The sequence below is a fragment of the Streptomyces erythrochromogenes genome (genome assembly GCF_036170895.1).
GTDB lineage: Bacteria > Actinomycetota > Actinomycetes > Streptomycetales > Streptomycetaceae > Streptomyces > Streptomyces erythrochromogenes.
Window position 1 is genome coordinate 3213941 of sequence record NZ_CP108036.1, and the last position, 24102, is coordinate 3238042.

The 24102-nt window shown below is 71.0% G+C and carries 22 protein-coding genes; 12 read left to right on the forward strand and 10 right to left on the reverse strand.

Features of this window, described 5'->3' with window-relative positions:
* Positions 1 to 136: 136 nt before the first annotated feature.
* Positions 137 to 2368 (forward strand): SpoIIE family protein phosphatase, encoded by a 2232-nt coding sequence (locus tag OHA91_RS14305; RefSeq protein ID WP_328739311.1) that lies wholly within the window; start codon positions 137 to 139, stop codon positions 2366 to 2368.
* Between the two features lie 84 nt (positions 2369 to 2452).
* On the opposite strand, the gene OHA91_RS14310 is transcribed toward OHA91_RS14305, so the two are convergent.
* Entirely contained in the window at positions 2453 to 4735 is a 2283-nt protein-coding gene (locus tag OHA91_RS14310; protein WP_328739312.1) for a transglycosylase domain-containing protein, read from the reverse strand.
* A gap of 232 nt (positions 4736 to 4967) precedes the next feature.
* Here OHA91_RS14310 and OHA91_RS14315 point away from each other — a divergent pair, with 232 nt between their 5' ends.
* The 5 genes from OHA91_RS14315 (at position 4968) to OHA91_RS14335 (ending at position 9775) form a co-directional block, all read left to right on the forward strand.
* Entirely contained in the window at positions 4968 to 5876 is a 909-nt protein-coding gene (locus tag OHA91_RS14315; RefSeq protein WP_031153285.1) for an SPFH domain-containing protein, read from the forward strand.
* Positions 5873 to 6106 (forward strand): hypothetical protein, encoded by a 234-nt coding sequence (locus OHA91_RS14320; protein WP_031153287.1) that lies wholly within the window; start codon positions 5873 to 5875, stop codon positions 6104 to 6106. The genes OHA91_RS14315 and OHA91_RS14320 overlap by 4 nt, the downstream gene beginning before the upstream one ends.
* Before the next feature lie 107 nt (positions 6107 to 6213).
* Positions 6214 to 6738 carry a PadR family transcriptional regulator gene (locus OHA91_RS14325; RefSeq protein ID WP_030850425.1) on the forward strand — a complete coding sequence of 175 codons (525 nt, stop codon included), beginning with the start codon at positions 6214 to 6216 and terminating at the stop codon, positions 6736 to 6738.
* Positions 6735 to 7424, forward strand: a complete 690-nt coding sequence (locus tag OHA91_RS14330) for an ABC transporter ATP-binding protein (RefSeq protein WP_031153290.1) — start codon at positions 6735 to 6737, stop codon at positions 7422 to 7424. Before OHA91_RS14325 ends, OHA91_RS14330 begins: the two co-directional genes overlap by 4 nt.
* Positions 7421 to 9775, forward strand: coding sequence for an FtsX-like permease family protein (locus OHA91_RS14335; protein ID WP_328739313.1), 2355 nt, complete (start codon positions 7421 to 7423; stop codon positions 9773 to 9775). Before OHA91_RS14330 ends, OHA91_RS14335 begins: the two co-directional genes overlap by 4 nt.
* A 54-nt stretch (positions 9776 to 9829) precedes the next feature.
* Here OHA91_RS14335 and OHA91_RS14340 read toward each other — a convergent pair whose 3' ends face one another.
* Positions 9830 to 10822: a hydrogen peroxide-inducible genes activator gene (locus tag OHA91_RS14340; RefSeq protein WP_276566254.1), complete on the reverse strand. Its 993-nt coding sequence runs from the start codon at positions 10820 to 10822 to the stop codon at positions 9830 to 9832.
* Positions 10823 to 10914: 92 nt separating this feature from the next.
* On the opposite strand from OHA91_RS14340, the gene OHA91_RS14345 reads away from it, so the two are divergent.
* The gene (locus OHA91_RS14345; protein WP_030850437.1) at positions 10915 to 11469 is read left to right on the forward strand and encodes a peroxiredoxin; all 555 of its coding nucleotides are present in this window, start codon (positions 10915 to 10917) and stop codon (positions 11467 to 11469) included.
* Between the two features lie 3 nt (positions 11470 to 11472).
* Positions 11473 to 12009: an alkyl hydroperoxide reductase gene (locus OHA91_RS14350; protein WP_266498101.1), complete on the forward strand. Its 537-nt coding sequence runs from the start codon at positions 11473 to 11475 to the stop codon at positions 12007 to 12009.
* Positions 12010 to 12071: 62 nt separating this feature from the next.
* On the opposite strand, the gene OHA91_RS14355 is transcribed toward OHA91_RS14350, so the two are convergent.
* The 6 genes from OHA91_RS14355 to OHA91_RS14380 all read right to left on the reverse strand — a co-directional run bounded on the left by OHA91_RS14355 (position 12072) and on the right by OHA91_RS14380 (position 18558).
* Positions 12072 to 12776 (reverse strand): hypothetical protein, encoded by a 705-nt coding sequence (locus tag OHA91_RS14355; protein ID WP_328739314.1) that lies wholly within the window; start codon positions 12774 to 12776, stop codon positions 12072 to 12074.
* A 10-nt stretch (positions 12777 to 12786) separates the two neighbouring features.
* A complete protein-coding gene (locus OHA91_RS14360; RefSeq protein ID WP_328739315.1) occupies positions 12787 to 13470 on the reverse strand; it encodes a hypothetical protein in 684 nt (227 codons plus the stop codon).
* A gap of 33 nt (positions 13471 to 13503) precedes the next feature.
* Positions 13504 to 14880: an AI-2E family transporter gene (locus OHA91_RS14365; protein WP_031153304.1), complete on the reverse strand. Its 1377-nt coding sequence runs from the start codon at positions 14878 to 14880 to the stop codon at positions 13504 to 13506.
* A 129-nt stretch (positions 14881 to 15009) separates the two neighbouring features.
* The gene (locus OHA91_RS14370) at positions 15010 to 15702 is read right to left on the reverse strand and encodes an aggregation-promoting factor C-terminal-like domain-containing protein (protein ID WP_031153306.1); all 693 of its coding nucleotides are present in this window, start codon (positions 15700 to 15702) and stop codon (positions 15010 to 15012) included.
* Between the two features lie 445 nt (positions 15703 to 16147).
* Complete coding sequence (locus OHA91_RS14375; protein ID WP_031153308.1) at positions 16148 to 17464, reverse strand: PhoH family protein; 1317 nt, start codon at positions 17462 to 17464, stop codon at positions 16148 to 16150.
* A 332-nt stretch (positions 17465 to 17796) separates the two neighbouring features.
* The gene (locus OHA91_RS14380; protein WP_030850457.1) at positions 17797 to 18558 is read right to left on the reverse strand and encodes an isoprenyl transferase; all 762 of its coding nucleotides are present in this window, start codon (positions 18556 to 18558) and stop codon (positions 17797 to 17799) included.
* A gap of 129 nt (positions 18559 to 18687) precedes the next feature.
* Here OHA91_RS14380 and mgrA point away from each other — a divergent pair, with 129 nt between their 5' ends.
* Entirely contained in the window at positions 18688 to 19725 is a 1038-nt protein-coding gene (mgrA, locus tag OHA91_RS14385; RefSeq protein WP_328739316.1) for an L-glyceraldehyde 3-phosphate reductase, read from the forward strand.
* Positions 19726 to 19866: 141 nt separating this feature from the next.
* Here mgrA and OHA91_RS14390 read toward each other — a convergent pair whose 3' ends face one another.
* Positions 19867 to 20616: an A24 family peptidase gene (locus OHA91_RS14390; protein ID WP_328739317.1), complete on the reverse strand. Its 750-nt coding sequence runs from the start codon at positions 20614 to 20616 to the stop codon at positions 19867 to 19869.
* A 35-nt stretch (positions 20617 to 20651) separates the two neighbouring features.
* Between OHA91_RS14390 and OHA91_RS14395 the strand changes: the two genes are divergently transcribed.
* The 3 genes from OHA91_RS14395 (at position 20652) to OHA91_RS14405 (ending at position 23247) form a co-directional block, all read left to right on the forward strand.
* The gene (locus tag OHA91_RS14395; protein WP_031153314.1) at positions 20652 to 21008 is read left to right on the forward strand and encodes a DUF192 domain-containing protein; all 357 of its coding nucleotides are present in this window, start codon (positions 20652 to 20654) and stop codon (positions 21006 to 21008) included.
* Positions 21009 to 21067: 59 nt separating this feature from the next.
* A complete protein-coding gene (locus OHA91_RS14400) occupies positions 21068 to 21685 on the forward strand; it encodes an SMI1/KNR4 family protein (RefSeq protein WP_031153317.1) in 618 nt (205 codons plus the stop codon).
* Positions 21686 to 21960: 275 nt separating this feature from the next.
* A complete protein-coding gene (locus OHA91_RS14405) occupies positions 21961 to 23247 on the forward strand; it encodes an extracellular solute-binding protein (protein ID WP_328739318.1) in 1287 nt (428 codons plus the stop codon).
* Positions 23248 to 23406: 159 nt separating this feature from the next.
* On the opposite strand, the gene OHA91_RS14410 is transcribed toward OHA91_RS14405, so the two are convergent.
* Entirely contained in the window at positions 23407 to 24033 is a 627-nt protein-coding gene (locus OHA91_RS14410; RefSeq protein WP_328739319.1) for a hypothetical protein, read from the reverse strand.
* Positions 24034 to 24102: the final 69 nt, after the last annotated feature.

Consider the following 24102-nt stretch of genomic DNA (forward strand, 5'->3'; position numbering starts at 1 on the left):
CTCCCGGCCGCAGGCCGGGGGAGAAGTTCGAGCGAGGAACCTCTGGGTGATGGTGCCCGGGCCGCTGAGCGGGTATACCGCGACTGACCGAGTTGAGTGCAGCGCACATCGAGCGCAAACGGACGGAATTCCACGCGTGACGGAGTACCCCACCTCCCAGGAGGGCCCGCAGCCCGTCGCCTCCGGCGGAGGTACGGACGAGGCCGGCCACGGCAAGGCGCCCATCGCCGCCACCGAGGCCGTACGCACGCATGCCGCGGGCACCGGCGCCGGCCCAGCGGCCGAGCCGGGCGCTGCGGCAGCGGCGGCGGCTTCCGACGTACGGGCCGCGCGCTCGGCGGCGGGCTCCGCCTCGGGACTCCCCCGGCCGCGCGGAGCGGCGTCGGCGGAGGTTCCGGCCGCCGCGGGCTCCGGCCCGGGCCAGGACCACGACAACGCCCGCCCCCGGGAGGCCGAGGACGCCCACGACGCCTCCGCCCCGCCCGCGGGAGCCGGCCCGGCCGCCGCGGGCGGCGGGGGCGGCACGGCGGGCCTCCACGGGGCCGGCGGGTCCGCACCGGCGGGCGGGGGCGGTCCGGACGCGACCGCCGCGCGCCGCGAGGGGGACCGGCTGCGCTTCGTCGGCGCCGCCACCCGGCGGATCGCCCGCGGCATCGACCTCGACGAGATCGTGCTCGGCCTGTGCCGGGCCACCGTCCCGACCTTCTCCGACGCCATCCTCGTCTACCTGCGCGACCCGCTCCCGGTGGGCGACGAACGGCCCGTCGGCCCGGTCGTTTTAAGGCTGCGCCGCACCGACCGGCTCCGGCCGATCGACGACCTCACCGACATCAGCAGCACCATCGGCGCGGGGATGGACCTCGCCGGGGCCGCGGGGGCCACCGGCGAGCTCGACTTCAGCCAGCTGCCGCTGGTCGGACCGCAGGGTGACCTGCCCGCGGCCGAGCTGTGCGAGATCCGGCCCGGCGGCGCGCTCGCCGAGGTGCTGCGCGGCGTACGGCCCGTCTTCGGGTCCTCCGCCGCCGCCCGCGCCGCGCTGCCCGAGCTGCTCGGCCTCGACCACCCGCTGCCGCGCGGCAACCGGGCGGTCCTCGCGCCGCTGCGCGGCCGCCGCCGGGTGATCGGCGCCGCCGTCTTCCTGCGCAGTCCCGAGCGCCCGGCCTTCGAGCAGAACGACCTGCTGGTCGCCGCCCAGCTGGCCACCCACACCGCGCTCGGCATCGACAAGGCGGTCCTCTACGGCCGCGAGGCGTACATCGCCGACGAGCTCCAGCGCACCATGCTGCCCGACAGCCTGCCGCAGCCCACCGGGGTGCGGCTGGCCTCCCGCTACCTGCCCGCGGCCGAGACGGCCCGGGTCGGCGGCGACTGGTACGACGCCATACCGCTGCCCGGCAGCCGGGTCGCGCTCGTCGTCGGCGACGTCATGGGCCATTCGATGACCTCCGCCGCGATCATGGGCCAGCTCCGCACCACCGCCCAGACCCTGGCGCAGCTGGACCTGCCGCCCGCCGAGGTGCTGCACCACCTGGACGAACAGGCGCAGCGGCTCGGCACGGACCGCATGGCCACCTGCATGTACGCCGTCTACGACCCCGTCGCGCACCGGATCACCATCGCCAACGCCGGCCATCCGCCGCCGGTGCTGCTGCACCTGGGCGGCCGGGCCGAGGTGCTGCGCGTACCGCCCGGCGCCCCCATCGGCGTCGGCGGTGTGGACTTCGAGGCCGTGGAGCTGGACGCGCCCGCCGGGGCCACCCTGCTGCTCTACACCGACGGCCTGGTGGAGTCGCGCCTGCGGGACGTGTGGACCGGCATCGAGCAGCTCCGCGAGCGCCTGGCCACCACCGCGCAGCTGACCGGCCTGGACCACCCGCCGCCGCTGGAGGCCCTCTGCGACGACGTGCTGGACATGCTGGGCCCGGGCGACCGGGACGACGACATCGCGCTGCTCGCGGCCCGGTTCGACGGCATCGCGCCCAGTGACGTCGCGTACTGGTTCCTGGACCCGGAGGAGACCGCACCGGGCCGGGCCCGGCGGTTCGCCCGCCGGGCGCTGACCCGGTGGGGCCTGGAGGAGCTGAGCGACTCCCTGGAGCTGCTGGTGAGCGAGGTCGTCACCAATGCCGTCCGGTACGCGGAGCGGCCGGTGACGCTGCGTCTGCTGCGTACGGACGTGCTCCGCTGCGAGGTCGGCGACGACTCCCCGCAGCTGCCCCGCCAGCGCCGCGCGCGGGACACCGACGAGGGCGGCCGCGGCCTGTTCCTGGTCAACCGGCTGGCCCGGCGCTGGGGCGCGACCCGGCTCAGCAGCGGAAAGGTCGTCTGGTTCGAACTCCCCCTGCCGGGGGCGGGCGAACGGCGCTGACCGCCGGCGGACCGGACCTGCCCGGACCGGACCTGTGAAACGCCGCCGCCCCGCAGCCTTGTCGGCTGCGGGGCGGCGGTGTTCTCAGTTGTTGCCCGGGTCCTGGCCCAGGATCGGCGGGTCCGGCGGCTTGGGGCCGTTGGTCTTCGTGGCCGTGGCCGTCGGAGACGTCGTCCCGGTGGGCGTGCCGCCCGTCTTGGTCGTGGTGGGGGTCGGCGACGTCTGCGTCGGCGACTGCGTCGGGCTGTTGGTGACGGCCGGCGCGCTGGAGGACTGGCTCGGCGAGGCGGACGGCGAGGCGCTGCGGGACGGCGTCTGCACGGCGCCCATGTCGGCCTCGGTCAGCTGGAACTTGCCGGTGTCCACACCCTTGAGGGCGGCGAGGGTGTACGCCTTCCAGATCGAGGCGGGGAAGCTGGATCCGCCCGCGCGCCCGAGGCCGGCGGTGCCGGTCAGGGTGACCTGGTTGTGGGTGTTGGGGTCCTCGCCGAACATGGCGACGACAGTGACCAGCTCGGGCGTGTAGCCGGTGAACCAGGCCGCCACGTTGGACTCGGTGGTTCCGGTCTTGCCGCCGGCCTGGTAGGCGCTGCTGCGGACCTTGTTGCCGGAGCCGCCCTCGTCCTCCACGACGCCCTGGAGCACCTTGGTGACGGTGTCGGCGGTCTTGCGGCTGATGGCCTGGCTGCCGACGGCCTCCTGCGGGGTGAACTCGCGGTCCTTGTGCTCGGCCTTCTTGACGATGGTCGGCGTGACCTTCTTGCCGTGGTTGTCGAGGGTGGCGTAGACGCCCGCCATCTCCAGGGTGTTCGCGCTCATCGTGCCCAGGGCCATGGCCGGCTTGTCCTCGGGCCAGCCCTCGCGGTCCTGCATGCCGAGTTCCAGGGCCGTCTTCTTCACGTTGGGCGGCTTCACGTCCACGATCATCTGCGCGTAGACGGAGTTCACCGAGAAGTTGGTCGCCTCCTGGACCGTCATCATCGGATTGCCGTAGTTCGTGTTGTCCTGGTTCTGCGGGTTGAACGGGATCTTGCTGCCGACGACCGGGCGCTTGCTCGTGCCGTCGTAGAGGGCGTTCGGGGTGATCGGCTTGCCGTCCTGGGTGTTCGAGGCGTTCTCCAGGGCGGAGGCGAGGACGATCGGCTTGAAGGTCGAGCCCGGCTGGTAGTCCGTGCGCAGGGCATTGCTCGCGGACTTCTCCTCCAGGCCCACTCCGCCGTACATCGCGACGACGGCACCGGTCTTCGGGTCCACGGAGGTCGCGCCGGCCTGGACGCTCTGGTCCTGCGGCCTGCCCTTGGTGTCCTTGCGGTCGAGCTTGGACTCCAGCTCGTCCTGGACCGCCTTCTCCAGCGCCGACTGCTTGTTCTTGTCGACGTTGAGCGTGATGTTCCAGCCGCCCGCCGTGATCATCGCGTCGGTGATGCCCTGCTTGTTCAGCTCGTCGTTGGCCGCCTGGACCAGGTAGCCCTTCTGCCCGTCCATGCCCGGCCGGGGCTTGGGCTTGATGGGCGGCGGGAGCGTCATGGTCTTGCGCTTCTCCGGGTCCAGCTTGCCCATCTCAACCATGTTGTCGAGGACGGCGTTGAAGCGGATGTTGACCAGCTTCGTGCCGTTCGGCCCGGCCGTCGCCAGGTCGTACTGGCTGGGGGCCTGGATGACTGAGGCCAGGTAGGCACCCTGCTCCAGCGTCAGCTGTCCGGCGTCGACGCCGTAGAAGGCCTGGGCCGCGGCCTGGATGCCATAGGCGTTGCGGCCGTAGAAGTTGGTGTTCAGGTAGCCGGCGAGGATGTCGTCCTTCTCCATGCGCTGGTCGACCTTGAGGGAGATGACGAGTTCCCTGAGCTTTCGGGTCGCCGACTGGTCCTGCGTCAGGTAGTAGTTCTTGACGTACTGCTGGGTGATCGTCGAACCACCGGCCGTGCCCTTGCCCCTGACGGTGTTGAAAAGACCTCGGGCCACACCCATCAGGTCGATGCCGCGGTCCTGGTAGAAGGACTTGTTCTCGATGGCGATGAAGGCCGTGCGGACGTCCTGCGGGATCTTGTCGAGGGTGACGATCTCCCGGTTCATCTTGCCGGTGTTGGCCATGATCGAGTTGTCGGACCACCGGTAGGTGTTGCTCTGGAGCGTCGCCTGCTTGTTGGGGTCGGTGGGTTCGTTCACCGAGAAGTACAGGGCGATCGCCGCGGCCATGAGGAGCAGGATCACCCCGAAGAAGGTTCCCAGGATCTTCTTCCAGGTGAAGAAGCGGCGTATGCCGGTGCGCTTGCCGGTACCCCCGCTCCCCTTGGCGCCCTTCGCGCGTCCGCTCGGCGCCCGCCGCGCACCGCGCTGCTGCGCCTTACGCACTTCTGCTCGGCCCATCGCTCCCGCTCCGCTCGATTACCCCCCCGACGTCAACTCAGAAAGCTAACACCGCAGGCTGTGACAAAGATTGGCCAATTCGGATTATTACCGGTCATTTCGGACGTGAGAATCAGCACCCACGTCACAGGAACCGACGCTCACATAAGCCGATGGGTTGCCTATTCGCAAAAAAGTGATATCACTTTGCTAAGCGGCTCGACCGGCCGCGTGCAGAGAAACGGGGCGAACCATGACGAACCAAATAGCCGATCCGGCAGGCGTAAGGGAGTTCGCGGCGCGCAGCGTCGGCGGCGGACTGGCGCTGCTGCTCGGACTCGCCGGTCTGCTCGCTGGCGCGGGTCTGGTCGTGGCGGGCGCGGTGACGGCGGCGACCGCCGCCAAGGCGGCCCTGATCGTGGCCGGCGTGCTCCTGGGCCTCGCCTCCGTGATCGCGATGAGCGGGCTCAACACGGTGGCGCCGGGCGAGGCCCGGGTCGTCCAGCTCTTCGGCCGCTACCGCGGCACCATCCGCGCCGACGGACTGCGCTGGGTCAACCCGCTGACCTCGCGCGAGAAGATCTCCACCCGGGTGCGCAACCACGAGACGGCCGTCCTGAAGGTCAACGACGCCTACGGCAACCCGATCGAGCTGGCGGCGGTCGTGGTGTGGCGGGTCGAGGACACGGCGCGGGCCGTCTTCGAGGTCGAGGACTTCACCGAGTTCGTCGAGACGCAGACCGAGGCCGCGGTCCGGCACATCGCGATCGAGTACCCGTATGACGCGCACGAGGAGGGCGGCCTGTCGCTGCGCGGCAACGCCGAGGAGATCACCGAGAAGCTCGCGGTCGAACTGCACGCCCGGGTGGAGGCCGCCGGTGTGCAGATCATCGAGTCCCGGTTCACGCATCTCGCGTACGCTCCTGAGATCGCCTCCGCGATGCTCCAGCGCCAGCAGGCGGGCGCCGTCGTGGCGGCCCGCAAGCAGATCGTGGAGGGCGCGGTGGGCATGGTCGAGCTCGCCCTGACCCGTCTGGCGGAGGAGGAGATCGTGGACCTCGACTCGGAGCGCAAGGCGGCCATGGTCTCGAACCTGATGGTCGTCCTGTGCGGGGACCGCGCCGCCCAGCCGGTGCTCAACACGGGCACCCTCTACCAGTGACCCCCTCCGGCGAGGAGAAGCCGACGGGCCGCCAGGCGCGCAAGCAGGTGCTCCTGCGACTCGACCCGCAGGTGTACGACGCACTGGCCCGCTGGGCGGGCGAGGAGCTGCGCAGCGCCAACGCGCAGATCGAGTTCCTGCTCCGCCGGGCCCTCGCCGAGGCCGGCCGGCTCCCCTCCGCCCCGGGCCCCATTCCCCGCCGGGGACGACCGCCCAAGCCCACGAACTGACCGCGGCCGAGAAGCCGCTCCCGTGCCGCGCACGGGAGCGGCTTTCGCGTTTCCGCAGGCCGGGCTTCTATACACAGTGCGTATACACGCGGTGTATAGTCGCTGCCATGTCCATCGGTCACACCCTCCTGGGCCTCCTCGAGGCCGGCCCGCGCCACGGCTACGACCTGAAGCGGGCCTTCGACGAGAAGTTCGGCCACGACCGCCCCCTCGCCTACGGGCAGGTCTACTCGACCATGTCCCGGCTGCTGAAGAACGGCCTCGTCGAGGTCGACGGCATAGAGAGCGGCGGCGGCCCCGACCGCAAGCGGTACGCCATCACCGACGCCGGCATCACCGACGTCGAGACCTGGCTCTCCCAGCCCGAGAAGCCGGATCCGTACCTCCACTCGACCCTCTACACGAAGGTCGTCCTCGCCCTGCTCACCGGCCGCCGCGCCGACGAACTGCTGGACACCCAGCGGGCCGAGCACCTTCGTCTCATGCGCGTGCTGACGACCCGCAAGCGCAAGGGCGACCTCGCCGACCAGCTCGTCTGCGACCACGCCCTGTTCCACCTCGAAGCGGACCTGCGGTGGCTGGAGCTCACCGCCGCCCGCCTCGGCCAGCTCGCCCAGGAGGTACGCCGATGACGGCCCCGGCCGGCTCCCTGCTCGCCGCCACGGACCTGCGCAAGGCGTACGGGACCACCAACGCCCTCGACGGCGCCGAGTTCTCCATCCACGCGGGCGAGGTGGTCGCCGTCATGGGCCCCTCCGGCTCCGGCAAGTCCACCCTGCTGCACTGCCTCGCCGGGATCGTCCCGCCCGACTCCGGCTCCATCGCCTACGCCGGCCGCGAGCTCACCGCCATGAGCGACGCCGAACGCAGCGAACTGCGCCGCACCGAGTTCGGCTTCGTCTTCCAGTTCGGGCAGCTCGTACCGGAGCTGACCTGCGTGGAGAACGTCGCCCTCCCGCTGCGCCTGACCGGCGTCAAGCGCAAGGAGGCCGAACGCACCGCCCTGCACTGGATGGAGCAGCTCCAGGTGGAGGACCTCGGCGCCAAGCGCCCCGGCGAGATATCCGGCGGCCAGGGGCAGCGCGTGGCCGTCGCCCGCGCCCTCGTCACCGGCCCCCGGGTGATCTTCGCCGACGAGCCCACCGGAGCGCTCGACTCCCTCAACGGCGAACTCGTCATGCAGTTGCTCACGGAGGCCGCCCGGTCCGCGAACGCCGCCGTCGTCCTCGTCACGCACGAGACGCGCGTGGCCGCCTACTCCGACCGCGAGATCGTCGTACGCGACGGCAGGTCCCGCGACATGGAGCGGATCGTATGAGCCGGCTCCAGGTATGGACCCGCGATCTCGGCATGGGCGCCCGCTTCGCCTTCGGCGGCGGCCGCGAGGGGTGGATCCGCACCCTGCTCACCGGTGTCGGCGTCGGTCTCGGCGTCGCGCTGCTGCTGATCAGCACCGCCATTCCCGGTGCCCTGGCCGCGCGCTACGAGCGCGGCGACGCGCGGTCGACGATGAGCTCCGAGCGGGCCGACGCCCCCGGGCCCGACACCCTGCTCATCACCCGGATCAGCCAGACGTACCGCGGCAAGGACATCGAGGGGTACGCGCTGCGGGCCGAGGGCCCGCAGGCCCCGCTGCCGCCCGGCCTGAAGAAGATCCCCGGCGCGGGCGAGATGGCCGTCTCCCCCGCCCTGGAGGAGCTGCTGGAGTCCTCCGAAGGCTCCCTGCTGCGCGAGCGGCTGGACGGGCCGGTCAGCGAGACCATCGGCGACCCGGGGCTGGTCGGACCCGGCGAACTGTTCTTCTACCTCGGCAACGACAGCCTCGCCAAGAACGGCCCCGACGACTACCGCGTCGACCGCGTCACCACCTTCGGCTACGACGCGGAGCGCGACGGCCTCGACCCCGTCCTCATGCTGATGGTCGTCCTGACCTTCGTCGCCCTGCTGATGCCCGTCGCCGTGTTCATCGCCACCGCCGTCCGCTTCGGCGGGGAGCGGCGCGACCGCAGGCTCGCCGCACTGCGGCTGGTCGGCGCCGACAGCAGGATGGTGCGCCGGATCGCGGCCGGCGAGGCACTGGCCGGCTCCCTGGTCGGACTGGTGCTGGGCACCGGCTTCTTCGCCGTCGGCCGCTCCCTGGTCGGCAGCGTCAGCCTCCGGCAGCGCAGCGTCTTCCCCGCCGACCTCGACCCGGCGCCCTGGCTGGCCGCCCTGGTCGCCGTCGCGGTGCCCGCGGCGGCGGTGGCCGTGACCCTGTTCGCGCTGCGCGGTGTGGTCATCGAGCCGCTCGGCGTCGTCCGTACGGCCAAGCCCTCCCGGCGCCGCATCTGGTGGCGGCTGCTCCTCCCGCTCGTCGGCATCGGCCTGCTCCTGCCCATGGGCGGCCGCGGCAACGACCACGGCAGGTTCAACCAGTGGCAGGTCAGCGGTGGCGTGGTGCTGCTGCTGGTCGGAATCACCGTCCTGCTTCCCTGGCTGCTGGAGCGTTTCGTCGGGAAGGTCTCCGGCGGCCCGGTCTCCTGGCAGCTGGCCGTACGCCGGCTCCAGGTCGACACCGGCGGCGCCGCCCGCCTCGTCAACGGCATCGCCGTGGCCGTCGCGGGCGCCATCGCCCTCCAGATGCTCTTCGCGGGCGTCGAGGGCGACTACACGAAGTCGACCGGCCAGGATCCCAGCAGGGCCGCCGTCGCGGTCATGGTGCACAGCGACGCGCGGAGCAGCATGGACGGCCTCGCACAGCGGATCTCCGCCGTGCCGGGCGTCACCCGCGCGGTCCCGCTGACCTCCACGCAGGCGGCCCACCAGGTGCCCGCGGAGGCGGAGACGGTCCACGTCACCATCGGCACCTGCGAGGCGCTCGGCGAGGTCGCGGTGCTCGAATCGTGCAAGGAGGGCGACGCCTTCGTCCTGACCGGTTCCACCTCGACCGACGACTTCTACGGGGGCAGGGCCGAGCCCGGCGACGAGCTGTTCGTCGGCAACGTGAGGCGGTACGAGTCCGAGACGGCCGAGAGCCCCGCCCCGGTGAAGTGGAAGGTCCCGGCGGGCGCCCGCACGGTCCCCAGCCGGGAGGACCCCACCGGGCAGCTGCGCAGCGGCCTGCTGGTGACCCCGTCGGCCGCGCCGAAGGAGCTCGGCGACTTCCCGGACATGCGGATCTTCGTCCAGGTCGACGAGTCCGGTCCGGACGCCCTGGACCGGGCGCGCAACGCCGTCTTCAAGACGGACCCGTTCGTCACGGCGATGACGCTGCGGGACAGCACGCAGGCCGCCGGCTTCTCCTCGATCCGCACCGGACTGTTCTTCGGGGCGGCTGCCGTGCTGGTCCTGATCGGCGGGAGCCTGTTCGTCTCCCAGCTGGAGCAGCTGCGCGAGCGGCGGAAACTGTTGTCCTCGCTGGTCGCCTTCGGCACCAAGCGCTCCACGCTGAGCCTGTCGGTGCTGTGGCAGACGGCCGTGCCGATCACGGTGGGCCTGGTGCTTGCGGCCGGTGCGGGCGTGGGGCTGGGAGCCGTCCTGATGTCGATGGCCGCCCAGCCGGTCCGGATCGACTGGCCGTCGGTCCTCGCGATGACCGGCGTCGGCGCGGGCGTCGTCGCCGCGGTGACCCTGCTCAGCCTGCCGCCGCTGCTGCGCCTGATGCGCCCGGACGGCCTGCGTACGGAGTGATCCCCGTACGCCCCTGAACCCGTACGCCCGTTCCCGGAGGCCCGACGACTCCCCCTAGTCGGTGGGCCACACGGGGAGCGGGCGTACGGCTTCGCGGAGGGCGGCGGCGATCGCCTCGAACTCCTCCTGGCGGGCGGTCCCCGTGCGCATGGCCAGGGCGATCCGCCGCGAGGGCGCGGGTTCGGCGAAGCAGCCGGTGGAGAGGTACTCGTTGCGGGCGGTCTCCAGCCGCAGCGCGGTACGCGGCAACAGCGTCACCCCCAGTCCCCCGGCGACCAGTTGTACGAGCGTGGACAGCCCGGCGGCGGTCGTGGTGACGTCCGCCCCGGTGGTCCGTCCGGCCTCCCGGCAGATGTCGAGGGCCTGGTCCCGCAGGCAGTGGCCCTCGTCGAGCAACAGCAGCTGGAGGTCGCGCAGCTCGTCGAGCGGGATGTCCCGGCGGCCGGCCAGCGCGTGCTCCCGGGGGGCGAGCAGGACGAAGTCCTCGTCGAAGAGGGGAAGTTCGGTCACGCCGGGCACGCCGAGCGGCACCGCCAGCAGGAGCAGGTCCAGGCGCCCGCCGGCCAGCCCCTCCAGCAGCGAGCCGGTCTGCTCCTCGTGCACCTGGAGGTCCATCCGCGGATAGCGCCGGTGGAACAGCCCGAGCACGGTCGGCAGCAGGTAGGGCGCCACGGTGGGGATCACCCCGAGCCGCAGCATCCCGGTGAAGGGGGCCCGTACCGCCTCGGCCTCCTCCAGCAGCCCGCCGACGGCGTCGAGCACCACCTGCGCCCGGGCGGCGATCCGCTCGCCCGCCGGGGACAGCAGCACCTTGCGGGTGGTGCGCTCCAGCAGCTGCACGCCGAGGGCCTCCTCCAGCGCGGAGACGGCGCCGGAGAGCGCCGGCTGGCTCATCCCGATGGCCGCGGCGGCGTCACGGAAGTGCAGATGCTCGGCGACGGCCGCGAAGGCGCGCAACTGAGCGAGAGTCGGTTGCTTCGCTCCCCTATTACCCACAGCCACTGATAGGTACCTCCGATCACCCGCAGCAAGACTAGCTATTTCCATAATCAATGCAGGTTGTGCCAGCATGTGAGACACGTCCAACCCCATCGGAAAACCCCCAAAAGGGGTCTTTTCCCATTGAACAAGGAGAGCGCGTGCTCACTGTTGGTGACAAGTTCCCCGCCTTCGACCTGACCGCCTGCGTCTCGCTCGAGGCCGGTGCCGAGTTCGCGCAGATCGACCACAAGACCTACGAGGGCAAGTGGAAGGTCATCTTCGCGTGGCCGCTCGACTTCACCTTCGTGTGCCCGACGGAGATCGCCGCCTTCGGCAAGCTGAACGACGAGTTCGCCGACCGCGACGCGCAGATCCTCGGTTTCTCGCTCGACTCCGAGTACGTGCACCACGCCTGGCGCAAGGACCACGCCGACCTGCGTGACCTGCCCTTCCCGATGATGTCGGACATCAAGCGCGAGCTCTCCGCCGAGCTGGGCATCCTGGGCGAGGACGGCCTGCCGATGCGCGCCGTCTTCGTCGTGGACCCGAACAACGAGATCCAGTTCTCGATGGTGACCGCCGGCTCCGTGGGCCGTAACCCCAAGGAGGTCCTGCGGGTCCTCGACGCCCTGCAGACCGACGAGCTGTGCCCCTGCAACTGGAACAAGGGCGACGCCACGATCGACGCCGGCGCGCTGCTGGCCGGTGAGTGACGGATGTCCCTCGACTCCCTGAAGGCGTCCGTCCCGGACTTCGCCAAGGACCTGAAGCTGAACCTCGGCTCGGTCATAGGCAACAGCGACCTCCCGCAGCAGCAGCTGTGGGGCACGGTCCTGTCCTGCGCGATCGCCGCCCGCTCCCCGCGCGTCCTGCGTGAGCTGGAGCCCGAGGCGAAGGCGAACCTCTCGCCGGAGGCGTACACCGCCGCCAAGTCCGCCGCCGCGGTCATGGCGATGAACAACGTCTTCTACCGCACGCGGCACCTGCTCTCCGACCCGGAGTACGGCACCCTGCGCGCGGGCCTGCGGATGAACGTCATCGGCAACCCGGGCGTGGAGAAGGTCGACTTCGAGCTGTGGTCGCTCGCGGTCTCCGCGATCAACGGCTGCGGCCAGTGCCTGGACTCGCACGAGCAGGTCCTGCGCAAGGCGGGCGTCGACCGCGAGACGATCCAGGAGGCCTTCAAGATCGCCTCGGTGATCCAGGCCGTCGCGGTCACCCTCGACGCCGAGGCCGCCATCGCCGGCGAGTAGCAGCACCCCGTACGGCGACGAGGGCCCCGCGACCGATTCCGGTCGCGGGGCCCTCGTCGTCGTCAGCCCTTCCGCAGCGCGGCCATCAGCGCCCGCGCGTCCTCGACCGCCGCCGCCGTCAGGGCGTCCTGGTCGGGCGGCGGCGCCTCCTTCCCCCGGAGGCCGGGTTCCCCCTCGCTCAAGCCGAAGAACATCACCTCGAAGCTGAACACCGCGCCTCCGTCACGGACGCGCAACTGGAGCCCTTCACCGGCCTCGGAGGAGCGCACCAGGGCCTGCTCCCCCAGGCCGGGCATCTCCTCCCAGGGAACGTCGGCACCGAGGATCCGTTCGTAGTACGAACCCAGCGCGAACTCGGGGCCCGGATCGGTCTTCTTGTGGAGCTCGACCAGGACCATCAAGGAGAACCCGCCCGAGCCGTCCGGGCTGTCACCGTCGTAGCTGCACGACGCCCAGTCCATGGCCGGATGTCGGCCGGCCTTGTTCGAGGTGGAGTCCGTGAAGCCGCCCACCGCGCGGCCGAGGGCCGGCGCCTTGAACTGCCCGCACAGGTCGTCCGTGACCGCGTACCGGACCTCCGGCTCCGCCACCGGCAGCCCCCCGAAGGCGTACAGTCCGCCCGCCCACAGCGCGGAGGTGGCCACGACCGTCGCCGCCACCCACTGCCACGGCCGTAACGGCCCCCGCGCGGGCACGGCGTCGTCCTGCGCGACCTCGGCCGGGCGCGCCGACTCCCACGCCCCGTCGAGCTCGGGCTCGCCGATCACCCCACACCCCCTACTTCTTCAGCGCGGCCAACAGCGCGCGGGCGTCCTCGACCATCGCCGCCTGGAGCGCGGCGGTGTCGGCCGGGGTGTTGCCCGTACTGCCGGTGCCGAAGGCCTCGATGGTGAACACCGCGCCGCCGTCCAGCACCTTGAGCTGGACCACCGCGTCCCCGGGGGCCACGAGGAGCACCGCGCGCTCACCCAGCCCTTGCACCGCCTCCGTGCGCCCAGCGCCGATCTCGGCGGCGAGCCAGAGCGACGGCACGTCGAACTCGGCCGCCGGGTCGGTCTTCTTGTGCAGGTCGACCTGCGCCCGCACTCTGAGGGTCGACGTGGTCTCACCGTCCTGCAGCACGCAGATCGCCCCGCGCACGGCAGGGTGGTCGTTCTGCTGGTTCATCGGCCGGTAGCGGTGCAGGTTCCCCCCGATCTTGCTCAGTGCCCGCGCCTCGAAGTCCTGGCACAGGTTCTCCGTGGCCCGGTACGAGAGCTCCGGCGCAGCCAGCCGGTCCCCTAAGGCGTACAGCCCGCCCGCCCACACCGCGGAGGCGATCGCGGCCCCGCCCAGCGCCCACAGCCACGGCCGCCGCGCCCCCGGACCCCCCGCCTCCCGTTCGCGTGGTGCGAGTTCCTCCGCCGGCCGCGCGGCGTGGTCGGTCTCCCACGCCGCGTCGAGCTCCGGTTCGCCTATCATCTCTGTCCCCCTGTCCGGCCCGGCCCCCCGGGCCTAGGGCCTGCTGTGGCCCTCGTCGTCGTCGGGCATGACGCCCAGCGCCGTCGAGCCGTGCGGGGCCGGGCCGATCATCCCGGTCCCGAGGTGGTGCTGTTCCCGCGAGTACGCCCTCAGGTATCCCACCACCGTGTTCGTGACGGCCACCAGCGGAACGGCCACCACCGCTCCGCCGATGCCCGCGATCATCCCGCCGGCGGCCACCGCGAGCACCACCGCGAGCGGGTGGACCCGTACTGCCCGGCCGAGGATGAAGGGCTGGAGCACGTGCCCCTCGATCTGCTGCACCGCCAGGACCACCAGCAGCGCCATCAGGGCGGTGAACACCCCCTGCGTCACGAGGGCCACGACCACCGCGAGGGCGCCCGAGATCACCGCGCCGACCAGCGGGATGAAGGCGAACAGGAAGATGAAGACGGCCAGCGGCACCGCCATCGGCACGTCCAGGAAGTAGAGCCCGAGGCCGATGAAGATGGCGTCGATGAGCGCGACGATGACCGTGCCGCGCACGTACGCGGTCAGCGTGCGCCAGGCGCGCGGACCGGCGCCGGCGACACCGGTGCGGGCCGCCGCCGGGACCAGGCCGAGCGCCCAGTTCCAGATGCGCTTGCCGTCGTAGAGCAGGAAGAGCGTCGAGAACATCGCGAGCAGCATGCCCGTGAGGATCTCGACGAGGACCGTCACACCCTGGAGTCCGGCGGTGGTGATCTGCTCGGTGTTGGTGCCGATGGTCTCGCTGAGGTTCTTCGCGATGTCGTTGATCTGCTTCTCGGTCACGTGGAACGGACTGTCCAGTGCCCAGAGTTTGAGCTCGTTGATGCCGTCGCGGACCCGGTCGGAGAGGTCGTCGAGGTTCTCCATGACCTGCCAGACCACGAACCAGCCGACGAGCCCGATGACGACGAAGCCGAGGACCGCCGTGACGGCCGTGGCCAGGCCGCGCGGCAGACCGAGTCTGCGCAGCCGGACGACGAAGGGCTGGAGCATCGCGGTGACGAGCATGGCGGCCGCGAAGGCGAGGACGACCAGGCGGACTTCGCTGATCACCTTCATCAGCACCCAGAGCATCCCGGCGAGCAGCAGCAGCCGCCAGCTGGCCTCGGCGGCGACGCGCATGCCCCACGGGACCACGCTCGCCGGATCGGGCCGCTCGGGCCGCTGGTAGCGCTCGGGGGCGGCCGTCCGGACCGCGGACGCCTCCGCCGGGGCGTCCGGCCGCGCGGGAGCCGCCGGGTCCGCCGCGGCCTGCCGTGCCGGCTCCGGCAGTTCGCCTCCGGTCTCGGCCTCGACCTCGGCGCGCCGCGCGTTGAGCCGCGCCTCCATCTCGGTCAGCCTGTTGCCCAGCCGGCCGAGCCAGCCTTCCCTCTTCGCCATGTCGCTTCCTTCCCCCGCCCCCCGTCTACGGGCACACCCCGACGACCGTACACGCGAGGAGCCCCGCACCGTACGACGGTGCGGGGCTCCTCGGGGTCGAGCGGTGGCGCCGCGGTGCGGCGGCGGCCGTCAGTACCAGCCGTTGGCCTGGTGGAAGGTCCACGCGGCGCAGGGGCTGCCGTAGCGGTCTTCCATGTAGTTCAGGCCCCACTTGATCTGCGTGGCGGGGTTGGTGCGCCAGTCCGCGCCGGCCGAGGCCATCTTCGAACCGGGCAGCGCCTGGACCAGGCCGTAGGCCCCGGAGGACTTGTTCACGGCCAGGTAGTTCCAGGTGGATTCCTGGTTGATGATCTTCGAGAAGCACTGGAACTGCCCGGCCGGGACCATCTGCTGGGCGATGGCCTTGACCTGAGCGACCGTGTAGGAGCTCTGGACTGCGAAGTCACCGGCGTCGCGGGCGGCGGACCGGCTGGCGACCTCCTTCTCCTCGCGTTCCTTCTTCGCCTTCTCGTCAGCGGCCTTCTGCGCCTCGGCCTTCTTGCTCTTGGCGTCCTCGGCGGCCTGCAGGCGGGCGGCCTCCTCGGCCGAGCGCTTGGCGTCGGCGTCGGCGGCGTGCGCGATGGTGTCGGCCTGCTGCGTCAGGGACGCGCTCTGGACCTGCGCCTGGTCGCCGACCGGGATGTCTGCGAGGAGGGTCGCCCCGGACGCGGTCGTCTCGAGATCGTTCGTGGGGTCGCCGGTGGCAACGCCCACGACTGCGCCGACGGTGGTGACCGCGGTGGCCGAAGCCACTGCGAACCCCCGGACCGAGATCCGGCTCACACGGTGTCCTTCCAGCAGCGTCCGCAGTGACCGCGCGGGCGCAAAAGTGCCCTCGACTCTGGCCTCCGTGGTTCGACGGTCACTGGAGGCGCGGGCCCGTGGGCAACTCCCCTGCGGGGGCTGCCGCGTGAAACTCGGGCGGCATACGGCCATCGGCTGTGGAGTTGTGGTGCTGCGCGTACCTCACGGGAGATACAGGTGTGCCGTATGCGGGGCCTGACGGAAACCAGACTCTGCCGGACCTCGACACCGCAAGGCAATTCCCCCCTGCGTGTGAAAGGTCACACCTGGCATGTCGTCGTCGATTTCATCAAAGGACTGTGCAGCACGGCGCCGCCCGGCTAGGCTCTCGGGCCTTTGCCGGGCGGCGCCAACTCACCTTCCCACTATGAGGTTTTTGACCGTTTCGGCCTCCGGGTGCGCGGCCTCGCCGGGCTCACCCGTGTCAGAGGGTCTCCAGCATCTCGGTGACCAGAGCGGCGATCGGGGAGCGCTCGGATCGCGTCAACGTGATGTGCGCGAAGAGCGGATGCCCCTTCAGCTTCTCGACCACGGCGACCACTCCGTCGTACCGGCCGACCCGCAGGTTGTCCCGCTGGGCGACGTCGTGGGTCAGAACGACCCGCGAATTGGCCCCGATCCGGGACAGAACGGTCAACAGGACGTTCCGCTCCAGCGACTGCGCCTCGTCCACGATCACGAAGGCGTCGTGGAGGGAGCGGCCGCGGATGTGCGTGAGCGGCAGGACCTCCAGCATCCCGCGGTTCAGCACCTCCTCGATGACCTCGCGGCCGGCGACCGACGAGAGCGTGTCGAAGACCGCCTGCGCCCAGGGGCTCATCTTCTCGGAGGCGTCACCGGGCAGGTAGCCGAGGTCCTGGCCGCCCACCGCGTACAGCGGCCGGAAGACCATCACCTTCTGGTGCTGCCTGCGCTCCAGCACGGCCTCCAGGCCGGCACAGAGCGCCAGCGCCGACTTGCCGGTGCCGGCCCGGCCTCCCATCGAGATGATCCCGATCTCGGGGTCGAGGAGGAGGTCCAGCGCGATGCGCTGCTCGGCGCTGCGCCCGTGCAGCCCGAAGGCGTCGCGGTCGCCCCGTACGAGCTTGACGTTGCCGTCCGCCGTGACCCGGCCCAGGGCCTTGCCGCGCTCGGACTGCAGGACCAGCCCGGTGTGCACGGGCATTTCCGCGGCCTCCGGTACGTAGAGCCGCTCCTCCGAGTAGAGGAGGTCGACCTGCTCCCCGGAGAGGCCGATCTCGCTCATGCCGGTCCAGCCGCCGTCGGTGATGGCGAGTTCGGCGCGGTACTCCTCCGCGATCAGGCCCACGGAGGAGGCCTTGATGCGCAGGGGGAGGTCCTTCGAGACGACCGTGACGTCGTAGCCCTCGGCCTGGAGGTTGCGGGCGACGGCGAGGATCCGCGAGTCGTTGTCCCCCAGTCGGAAGCCGGCGGGCAGGACGCCCGGGTCGGAGTGGTTGAGCTCGACGCGCAGGGTGCCGCCCAGATCGCCCAATGGGATGGGTGCGTCCAGGCGACCGTTGCGAACCCGGAAGTCGTCGAGCAGGCGCAGGGCCTGGCGCGCGAAGTAGCCGAGTTCGGGATGGTGCCTCTTTGCCTCCAGCTCGGTGATCACCACGATCGGGAGCACGACCTCGTGCTCGTCGAAGCGGGAGATCGCGTTGGGGTCTGCCAGCAGGACGCTGGTGTCGAGGACGTAGGTCCGCCTGTCGGGCAGGCGGCGCTTTGTGCTGGTCACCACGGAAGGACGTACCCCCTCGGAAGAGGTCGGGCCATGAAGACCGGACCGGTCATCGGCACCCATGCCAGGGCCGATTTCCGGCCCTCCACTGCGTCCGTGCGAACCGCACGTGCGTCCTGGTGCAAAGGGCCTCCCGGGCGGACGACCCCATGCCGTCCGCTGAGACTCGACACCCGTGGATCGGGCATCGACCTGAAAGGGATATTCCCCGATCAGGCCAGGCCATGCCATGGCATATGACGGACGCTCGGTGAATCCCTGGTGAAGGCTTCGAGGGGAGGGGAGGACGGGGCTGAGGGGGCACCAGGACGGCCGGAACCCCCTACCCGGCGTCAGGTGCCGTAGCGCCGGTGGCGGGCCGCGTAGTCGCGCAGGGCGCGGAGGAAGTCGACCTTGCGGAAGGCCGGCCAGAAGACCTCGCAGAAGTAGTACTCGGAGTGCGCGCTCTGCCACAGCATGAATCCGGACAGCCGCTGCTCGCCGCTGGTGCGGATCACGAGGTCCGGGTCGGGCTGGCCGCGCGTGTAGAGGTGCTCGGCGATGTGGTCGATGTCGAGGATCTCGGCGAGCTCCTCGAAGGAGGTGCCCTTCCGCGCGTGCTCCAGCAGCAGCGAGCGCACGGCGTCGGCGATCTCCTGGCGGCCGCCGTAGCCGACGGCGACGTTGACGAGTATCCCGTCGACGTCGTGGGTGGCCTGCTCGGCCTCCTTGAGGACCGTCTGCGTCCCCGCGGGCAGGATGTCCAGGTTGCCGACGTGGTGGACGCGCCAGCGGCCGTCCGCGGCGAGGCCCCGCACGGTGTTCTCGATGATGTTGAGCAGCGGGCGGAGCTCGACCTCGGGCCGGTCCAGGTTGTCCGTGGAGAGCATCCACAGGGTGACGACCTCGACGTCCGTCTCCGTGCACCAGCCGAGCATCTCGGAGATCTTGTCGGCTCCGGCCTGGTGGCCCTGCTCCGTCGTACCTCCGGACGCCTTAGCCCAGCGGCGGTTCCCGTCCAGGATGACGCCGATGTGCTTGGGCGCCGCATCATGGTCGAGGCGGCCTTCCACCCGGCGTGCGTAAAGCCTGTACACCAGGTCGCGCAGCTTCACGATCTTCCAGCCCCTCCGTGCCTTGCCCCCGTGCGAAATGCGGTCCCTCCCCCGAGTCCGCCACATTACTGCGCGGTGGGATCGGGTACCCAACTCGGTCTGTCACAACTCCGTGATAGGGAGGACAACGTGACTGATACCAATCCCTATCGGGCAGAGCCCTCGCGCTACGACTCCATGGAGTACCGGCGCACCGGCCACAGCGGCCTCAAGCTCCCCGCCATCTCCCTCGGCCTCTGGCACAACTTCGGTGACGACAGGTCTCTGGAGTCCCAGCGGGCGATCCTGCGCCGCGCCTTCGACCTCGGCGTCACCCACTTCGACCTCGCGAACAACTACGGACCGCCGCCCGGCTCGGCCGAGCTGAATTTCGGCAAGATCTTTGCGCAGGACTTCGCGTCCTACCGCGACGAGCTGATCCTCTCGACCAAGGCCGGCTACCTGATGCACCCCGGGCCGTACGGCGAGTGGGGCAGCCGCAAGTACCTGCTCAGCTCGCTCGACGCCTCGCTGAAGCGGATGGGCGTGGACTACGTCGACATCTTCTACTCGCACCGCTTCGACCCGCAGACCCCGCTGGAGGAGACCATGGGCGCCCTCGCGTCCGCGGTCCAGCAGGGCAAGGCGCTCTACGTCGGCGTCTCCTCCTACACGGCCGAGCAGACGGCCGAGGCCGTGCGGATCCTGCGCGGGATGGGCGTGCGCCCGCTCATCCACCAGCCCTCCTACTCCATGATCAACCGCTGGACGGAGGAGGACGGCCTGCTGGACGCCCTGGAGGACGCCGGCATGGGGTGCATCTCCTTCGCGCCGCTCGCGCAGGGCCTGCTGACCGACAAGTACCTCAAGGGGATCCCGGCCGACTCCCGCGCCGCCCAGGGCAAGTCGCTCAACCCCGACCTGCTCTCGGACGACGTGCTGCGCCGACTGGCCGGGCTGAACGAGATCGCCTCCCACCGCGGCCAGTCCCTGGCCCAGCTCGCGCTCACGTGGGTGCTGCGCGACGAGCGGATGACCTCGGCCCTGATCGGCGCGTCGAGCGTCCGGCAGCTGGAGCAGAACGTGGCCGCCCTGGCCGGCGCGCCGCTCTCCGAGGAGGAGCTGAAGGAGATCGACTCCTTCGCGGTGTCCACTCCCGGCACGAACATCTGGGCCCAGCGCGGCTGACCTGCATTTTCGCCCCAACACCCGCGCCGGGAACGGGTGAACAAAAAACGGGCCGGTCCGTGGGGGGGATACGGACCGGCCCGAGGGGGGGTTCCACCATAACCCTTCGTAAAGCATGCTGCGTGCATCGGCGCGCCACGATTACGCTCCGAAACCACCCAGCAGCACTCCGGTGAGTGCGCCGGCCGCCATGAAGGGGCCGAAGGCGAAGCCCTGGTCACGGGTCGCGGAGCCGCGCAGGAGCAGCGTCAGGCCGTACAGCGCACCGTAGAGGAGGCCCAGGAAGGCCCCCCACGCCCATACCCCCCACCCGTACCACCCAAGAGCGACCCCCAGCGAGAGCGCCAGCTTGACGTCGCCGAAGCCCATGCCGGCGGGGTTGATCAGATGGAGCACCAGGTACGCCGCCCCGAGCGCGCCCCCGCCGAGCAGGGCGAGCCGCCAGGACCCGGCCGAGCCGGGCAGCAGGGCGGCGATCCCGAGCAGCGCGGCCGCCCCCGCCGCGAGCGGCAGGGTCAGTACGTCGGGCAGCCGGTGCACGGCCCGGTCGACGAGGGCGAGCAGGACGAGGAGCGGGGCCAGCCCCGCGTACGCCGCCGCCTCGGGCCGTACCCCGACGGCCGCCGCGATCAGGGCGCAGACCGCTCCGGTGAGGACGGCCGGGAGCGGGGTCCGCGGCCCGTACGCGTGCGCCGGCCCCGGCCCGGCGGGTTCCGTCCGGGGCGGGCGGCAGCGGGCCGGGCCGAGCCAGCCGCGCAGCCGGTGCCCCTGCGGGCAGCTCTCCCGCCAGGGGTCCCCGGGGTCCACGGACAGCCGGTAGGCGGCGCGCGGCAGCAGCAGCCCGGCGGCCACGCCGTACCCGGCGGCGAGAACGATCACGACCACACCCATCCGGTGAAGGTAGGCGGTCCCCTAGGGTGGCCGCCATGGCGCACTGGCATGACGGTCCCGCCGCGTTGCGGGTCGGCTCCGACCCCGCACCGATCCCGCTGGAGGTCGCCGCCTCCTACCGGGCGAGGACGCGCGGGCTGCTCGGCCGGGACGGGATCGACGGGGCGATGCTGCTGACCCCCGCGGCGAGCGTGCACACCTTCCGGATGCGGTTCGCGATCGACGTGGCGTACCTGGACCGGAACCTGCGCGTGCTCGACGTGGTCACCATGGCTCCCGGGCGGCTCGGACTGCCCCGGCTGCGCGCCCGGCACGTCCTGGAGGCGTCGGCGGGCGCCATGGCCGGCTGGGGTCTGGCGGCCGGGACCACGCTGGAAGTGGACACCGCCTAGGAGGAGCTCGCCGCCGGCAGTAGGTTGGGGCGGTTGAGCTGGGGCAACAGGGGAGCGGCATGACGGAGAACGCGCGGATCAAGGCGCTGGAGCAGATCATGCCGGCGACGCACGGCGCCGACGAGGACGTCGACTGGCCCGCGGCCGAGACGGCGTGGGGAACCCGTTTCCCGGCGGACTTCATCGCGTTCATGGGCCGGTTCGGCGCCGGCTCCATCAACGGCGAGGCGAGCATCCTGCTGCCGATGCCCAAGCCCGGGCTGCAGTGGGATCCGGCCGAGATGGCCGAGGAGACGGAGAACGCCCGGCAGATGTGGGTGGCGGAGGGCGGTCGTTCGGCCTTCGACGTGGACCCGGAGGCGATCATCGCCTGGGGCGTCACGGGCGGCTCGGACATCCTGTGCTGGCTGACCTCCGACCCCGATCCGGACCGCTGGCCGGTGCTGGTGTGCGGCCGGCACACCGCCGACTCCTTCGCCGTGTACCCGTACGGCATGGCCGAGTTCCTCTACCTGCTCTGCTCCGACGAGTTCGACGTGAGCCCGGTCAGCATCACCTTCTGGGACGGCGGGCACCTGAGCTTCGTGCACTGGCGCAAGGCGCAGCGCCGTTGGCAGGAGGGCCGCAACCCGGAGACGGGCGAGCCCGACCCGTACGCGGGCGAATTCACCGACTGACCGACCGGTCCCGCCACCACCCGCCTGCCGGCCCGTTTCCCGAGGGGAAACGGGCTTTTCGGCATGTCTACGCGCGTCTACTTTCCCGATCGCATATCGGAAAACACCAGCCGGAAAAGCGCCGGTTGGAGCATTCACCACAAGTGCGACCCCAATGGAAAAACCACCCCTCACACAGGAGAGAATTCCGGCCAACGGGCCATCGAGGGATCACCCGGCTCGGAGCAACCCATAAGTAATAACGAGACGCAAAAGAAATTCAGGGGAATACACCCGTGCGACGGAGAATTTTCGGCACGACCACCACCGCGACCGTACTCGGCCTGCTGATACCGCTGGCCGGATGTGGCGGTTCCGGAGACGACGCAGGTGACGGAGGCACGCTGCAACTGGTCGTCGCCGAATACGGCGACAGTCCGGCCACCAGTTCCAAGCCCTTCTGGGACAAGGTGACGGCTGATTTCACCGAGGAGAATCCGGGAATCAAGGTCGAGGTCCAGCTCCTGCCGTGGGCCGACATCGACCGCGAGGTCTCCCGCATGGTCAAGGCCGGCAAGGCGCCGGACATGGCGCTCATGGGCTCGTACTCGGACTTCGCCGCCCAGGGGCAGCTCTATCCCGCGGACGAACTCCTCTCGGTCACCGCCGAGGCGAATTTCCTCCAGCCGCTGGCCGACGCCGGCTCGGTGGGCAACACCCTCTACGGCCTGCCCTTCGTCGCGAGCAGCCGCCTGCTCTTCTACAACGAGGCCCTGTTCACCAAGGCCGGCGTCAAGGAGGCCCCCAAGACCTGGTCCGACCTCAAGGCCGCCGCCAAGGCGCTCAAGGACAAGGGCGTGAAGTACCCGTACGCCCTGCCGCTGGGGCCCGAGGAGGCGCACGCCGAGGCGCTGATCTGGGAACTCAGCAACGGCGGCGGCTACGCCGACAGCAGCGGCAACTACAGCCTGGCCTCCGACCAGAACATCAAGACCTGGGAATGGGTCAAGGAGAACATGGTCGCGACCGGCTACACGGGCGCCACGGCACCGTCCCGGCTGAACCGCGCCGATGCCTTCTCCGCCTTCACGCGCGGCGAGGTCGGCATGCTCAACGGCTATCCCTCGCTCGCCCACGAGGCGCGCGCCAAGGGCATCAACGTCGTCACCACCACCATGCCCGTCTCGGACGACCTCGGCACCGGCGAGACCCCGCCGACCGTCGGCGTGGCCGACTGGATGATGGCCTTCAAGCAGAACGGGAAGCGCGCGGAGATCGGCAAGTTCCTGGACTTCGTCTACCAGGACAAGAACCTGTCGGACTTCGCCAGCCGCTACCACCTGCTGCCTTCCACCGTGACCGCCTCGCGCACCCCGGCGGGCGGCGGACTCGACAAGAACGACCAGCAGTTCCTCAACGCGCTGCGCGGCGCCCAGCTCTACCCGGTCAACGACCCGTCCTGGGTGACGGTCAGCGACACCATCAAGCGCAACATCGGACGCGCCGTGGAACCGACCGGCAGCCCCAAGGGCGTCCTGGAGGACATCGCCGCACAGGCCTCCCAGGCCTCCAAGAAGCACTGAAGTTCGCACTGAAGTCCCCCACGACACGGGACCTTCGACCCGGGCCGCAGACCACCCCGTGCGGCACCATGGCCACTACGGCCCTCGATCCGGGGCCGCGGCCCAGTCGCCCGCCGAGCACTCACGAGGTGCGCGGGGCGGCCGGCCCCGGCGGAAGCCTCAGCGCTGCTTCCCGTGGTCCTGGGAGAACGCCGTCCGGTACTGCTCGCAGCTGGAGTTCCAGCGCAGGGAGCCGTGGAGCGTCCCGTAGCCCGAGCGCGTGACCGACCATTCCACCGTGTACTCGCCGGTGTCGCAGGCGATCCGCTTGCCGCCCGCGACCTTCTCGCGCCCCGTCGCCGGCTTCCCGGTCAGCTCCTTGCGCACTTCCGCCACCGCGGACCGGTCCGCGCGGCGCAGGACGGCGTGCACGGCGATCGGGTGCTCGCCCTCCTTGACCGTCACCGCCTTCTTCACCACGGTCGAGTCCGACACCGACCAGGCGAACTCGTACGAGGGTTCCCACGCCAGCGTCCTGGGGTCGCCGACCTTGCGCTCGTGGTCCGGCGCGGCCGCGTGGCCGGGGCGGGTGACCGTCTTGTACCGGACGCCGGGGTGGAAGCGGAACTGCCCCTCCAACTTGTGCATTTCGTCCTCGGTCCACATCGACTTCATCGTCTTCTCTCCGCCCGCCGGGTCCTGGAGGTACATCGCCGCCTCGGCGGCGGTGGCCTGCTGGACGAGGACGGGGGCGAGGGCCGCGGCGGCCGTGGCGAGGGCGAGAGCGGCGGTGCGGGTGCGCTTCATGCCCGGACCAACGGGCCCCGCCGCGGGCCGGAACCGACGCCGCGCGGCCTTTCACCCGTACGGGAGCCC

Bases quoted from the DNA above. Each gene is read 5' to 3' on its own strand.
- OHA91_RS14310 (WP_328739312.1), bottom strand. From the start codon at position 4,735: ATGGGCCGAGCAGAAGTGCGTAAGGCGCAGCAGCGCGGTGCGCGGCGG.
- OHA91_RS14315 (WP_031153285.1), top strand. From the start codon at position 4,968: ATGACGAACCAAATAGCCGATCCGGCAGGCGTAAGGGAGTTCGCGGCG.
- OHA91_RS14325 (WP_030850425.1), top strand. From the start codon at position 6,214: ATGTCCATCGGTCACACCCTCCTGGGCCTCCTCGAGGCCGGCCCGCGC.
- OHA91_RS14330 (WP_031153290.1), top strand. From the start codon at position 6,735: ATGACGGCCCCGGCCGGCTCCCTGCTCGCCGCCACGGACCTGCGCAAG.
- OHA91_RS14335 (WP_328739313.1), top strand. From the start codon at position 7,421: ATGAGCCGGCTCCAGGTATGGACCCGCGATCTCGGCATGGGCGCCCGC.
- OHA91_RS14340 (WP_276566254.1), bottom strand. From the start codon at position 10,822: ATGGAAATAGCTAGTCTTGCTGCGGGTGATCGGAGGTACCTATCAGTG.
- OHA91_RS14350 (WP_266498101.1), top strand. From the start codon at position 11,473: ATGTCCCTCGACTCCCTGAAGGCGTCCGTCCCGGACTTCGCCAAGGAC.
- OHA91_RS14360 (WP_328739315.1), bottom strand. From the start codon at position 13,470: ATGATAGGCGAACCGGAGCTCGACGCGGCGTGGGAGACCGACCACGCC.
- OHA91_RS14365 (WP_031153304.1), bottom strand. From the start codon at position 14,880: ATGGCGAAGAGGGAAGGCTGGCTCGGCCGGCTGGGCAACAGGCTGACC.
- OHA91_RS14390 (WP_328739317.1), bottom strand. From the start codon at position 20,616: ATGGGTGTGGTCGTGATCGTTCTCGCCGCCGGGTACGGCGTGGCCGCC.
- OHA91_RS14395 (WP_031153314.1), top strand. From the start codon at position 20,652: ATGGCGCACTGGCATGACGGTCCCGCCGCGTTGCGGGTCGGCTCCGAC.
- OHA91_RS14400 (WP_031153317.1), top strand. From the start codon at position 21,068: ATGACGGAGAACGCGCGGATCAAGGCGCTGGAGCAGATCATGCCGGCG.
- OHA91_RS14410 (WP_328739319.1), bottom strand. From the start codon at position 24,033: ATGAAGCGCACCCGCACCGCCGCTCTCGCCCTCGCCACGGCCGCCGCG.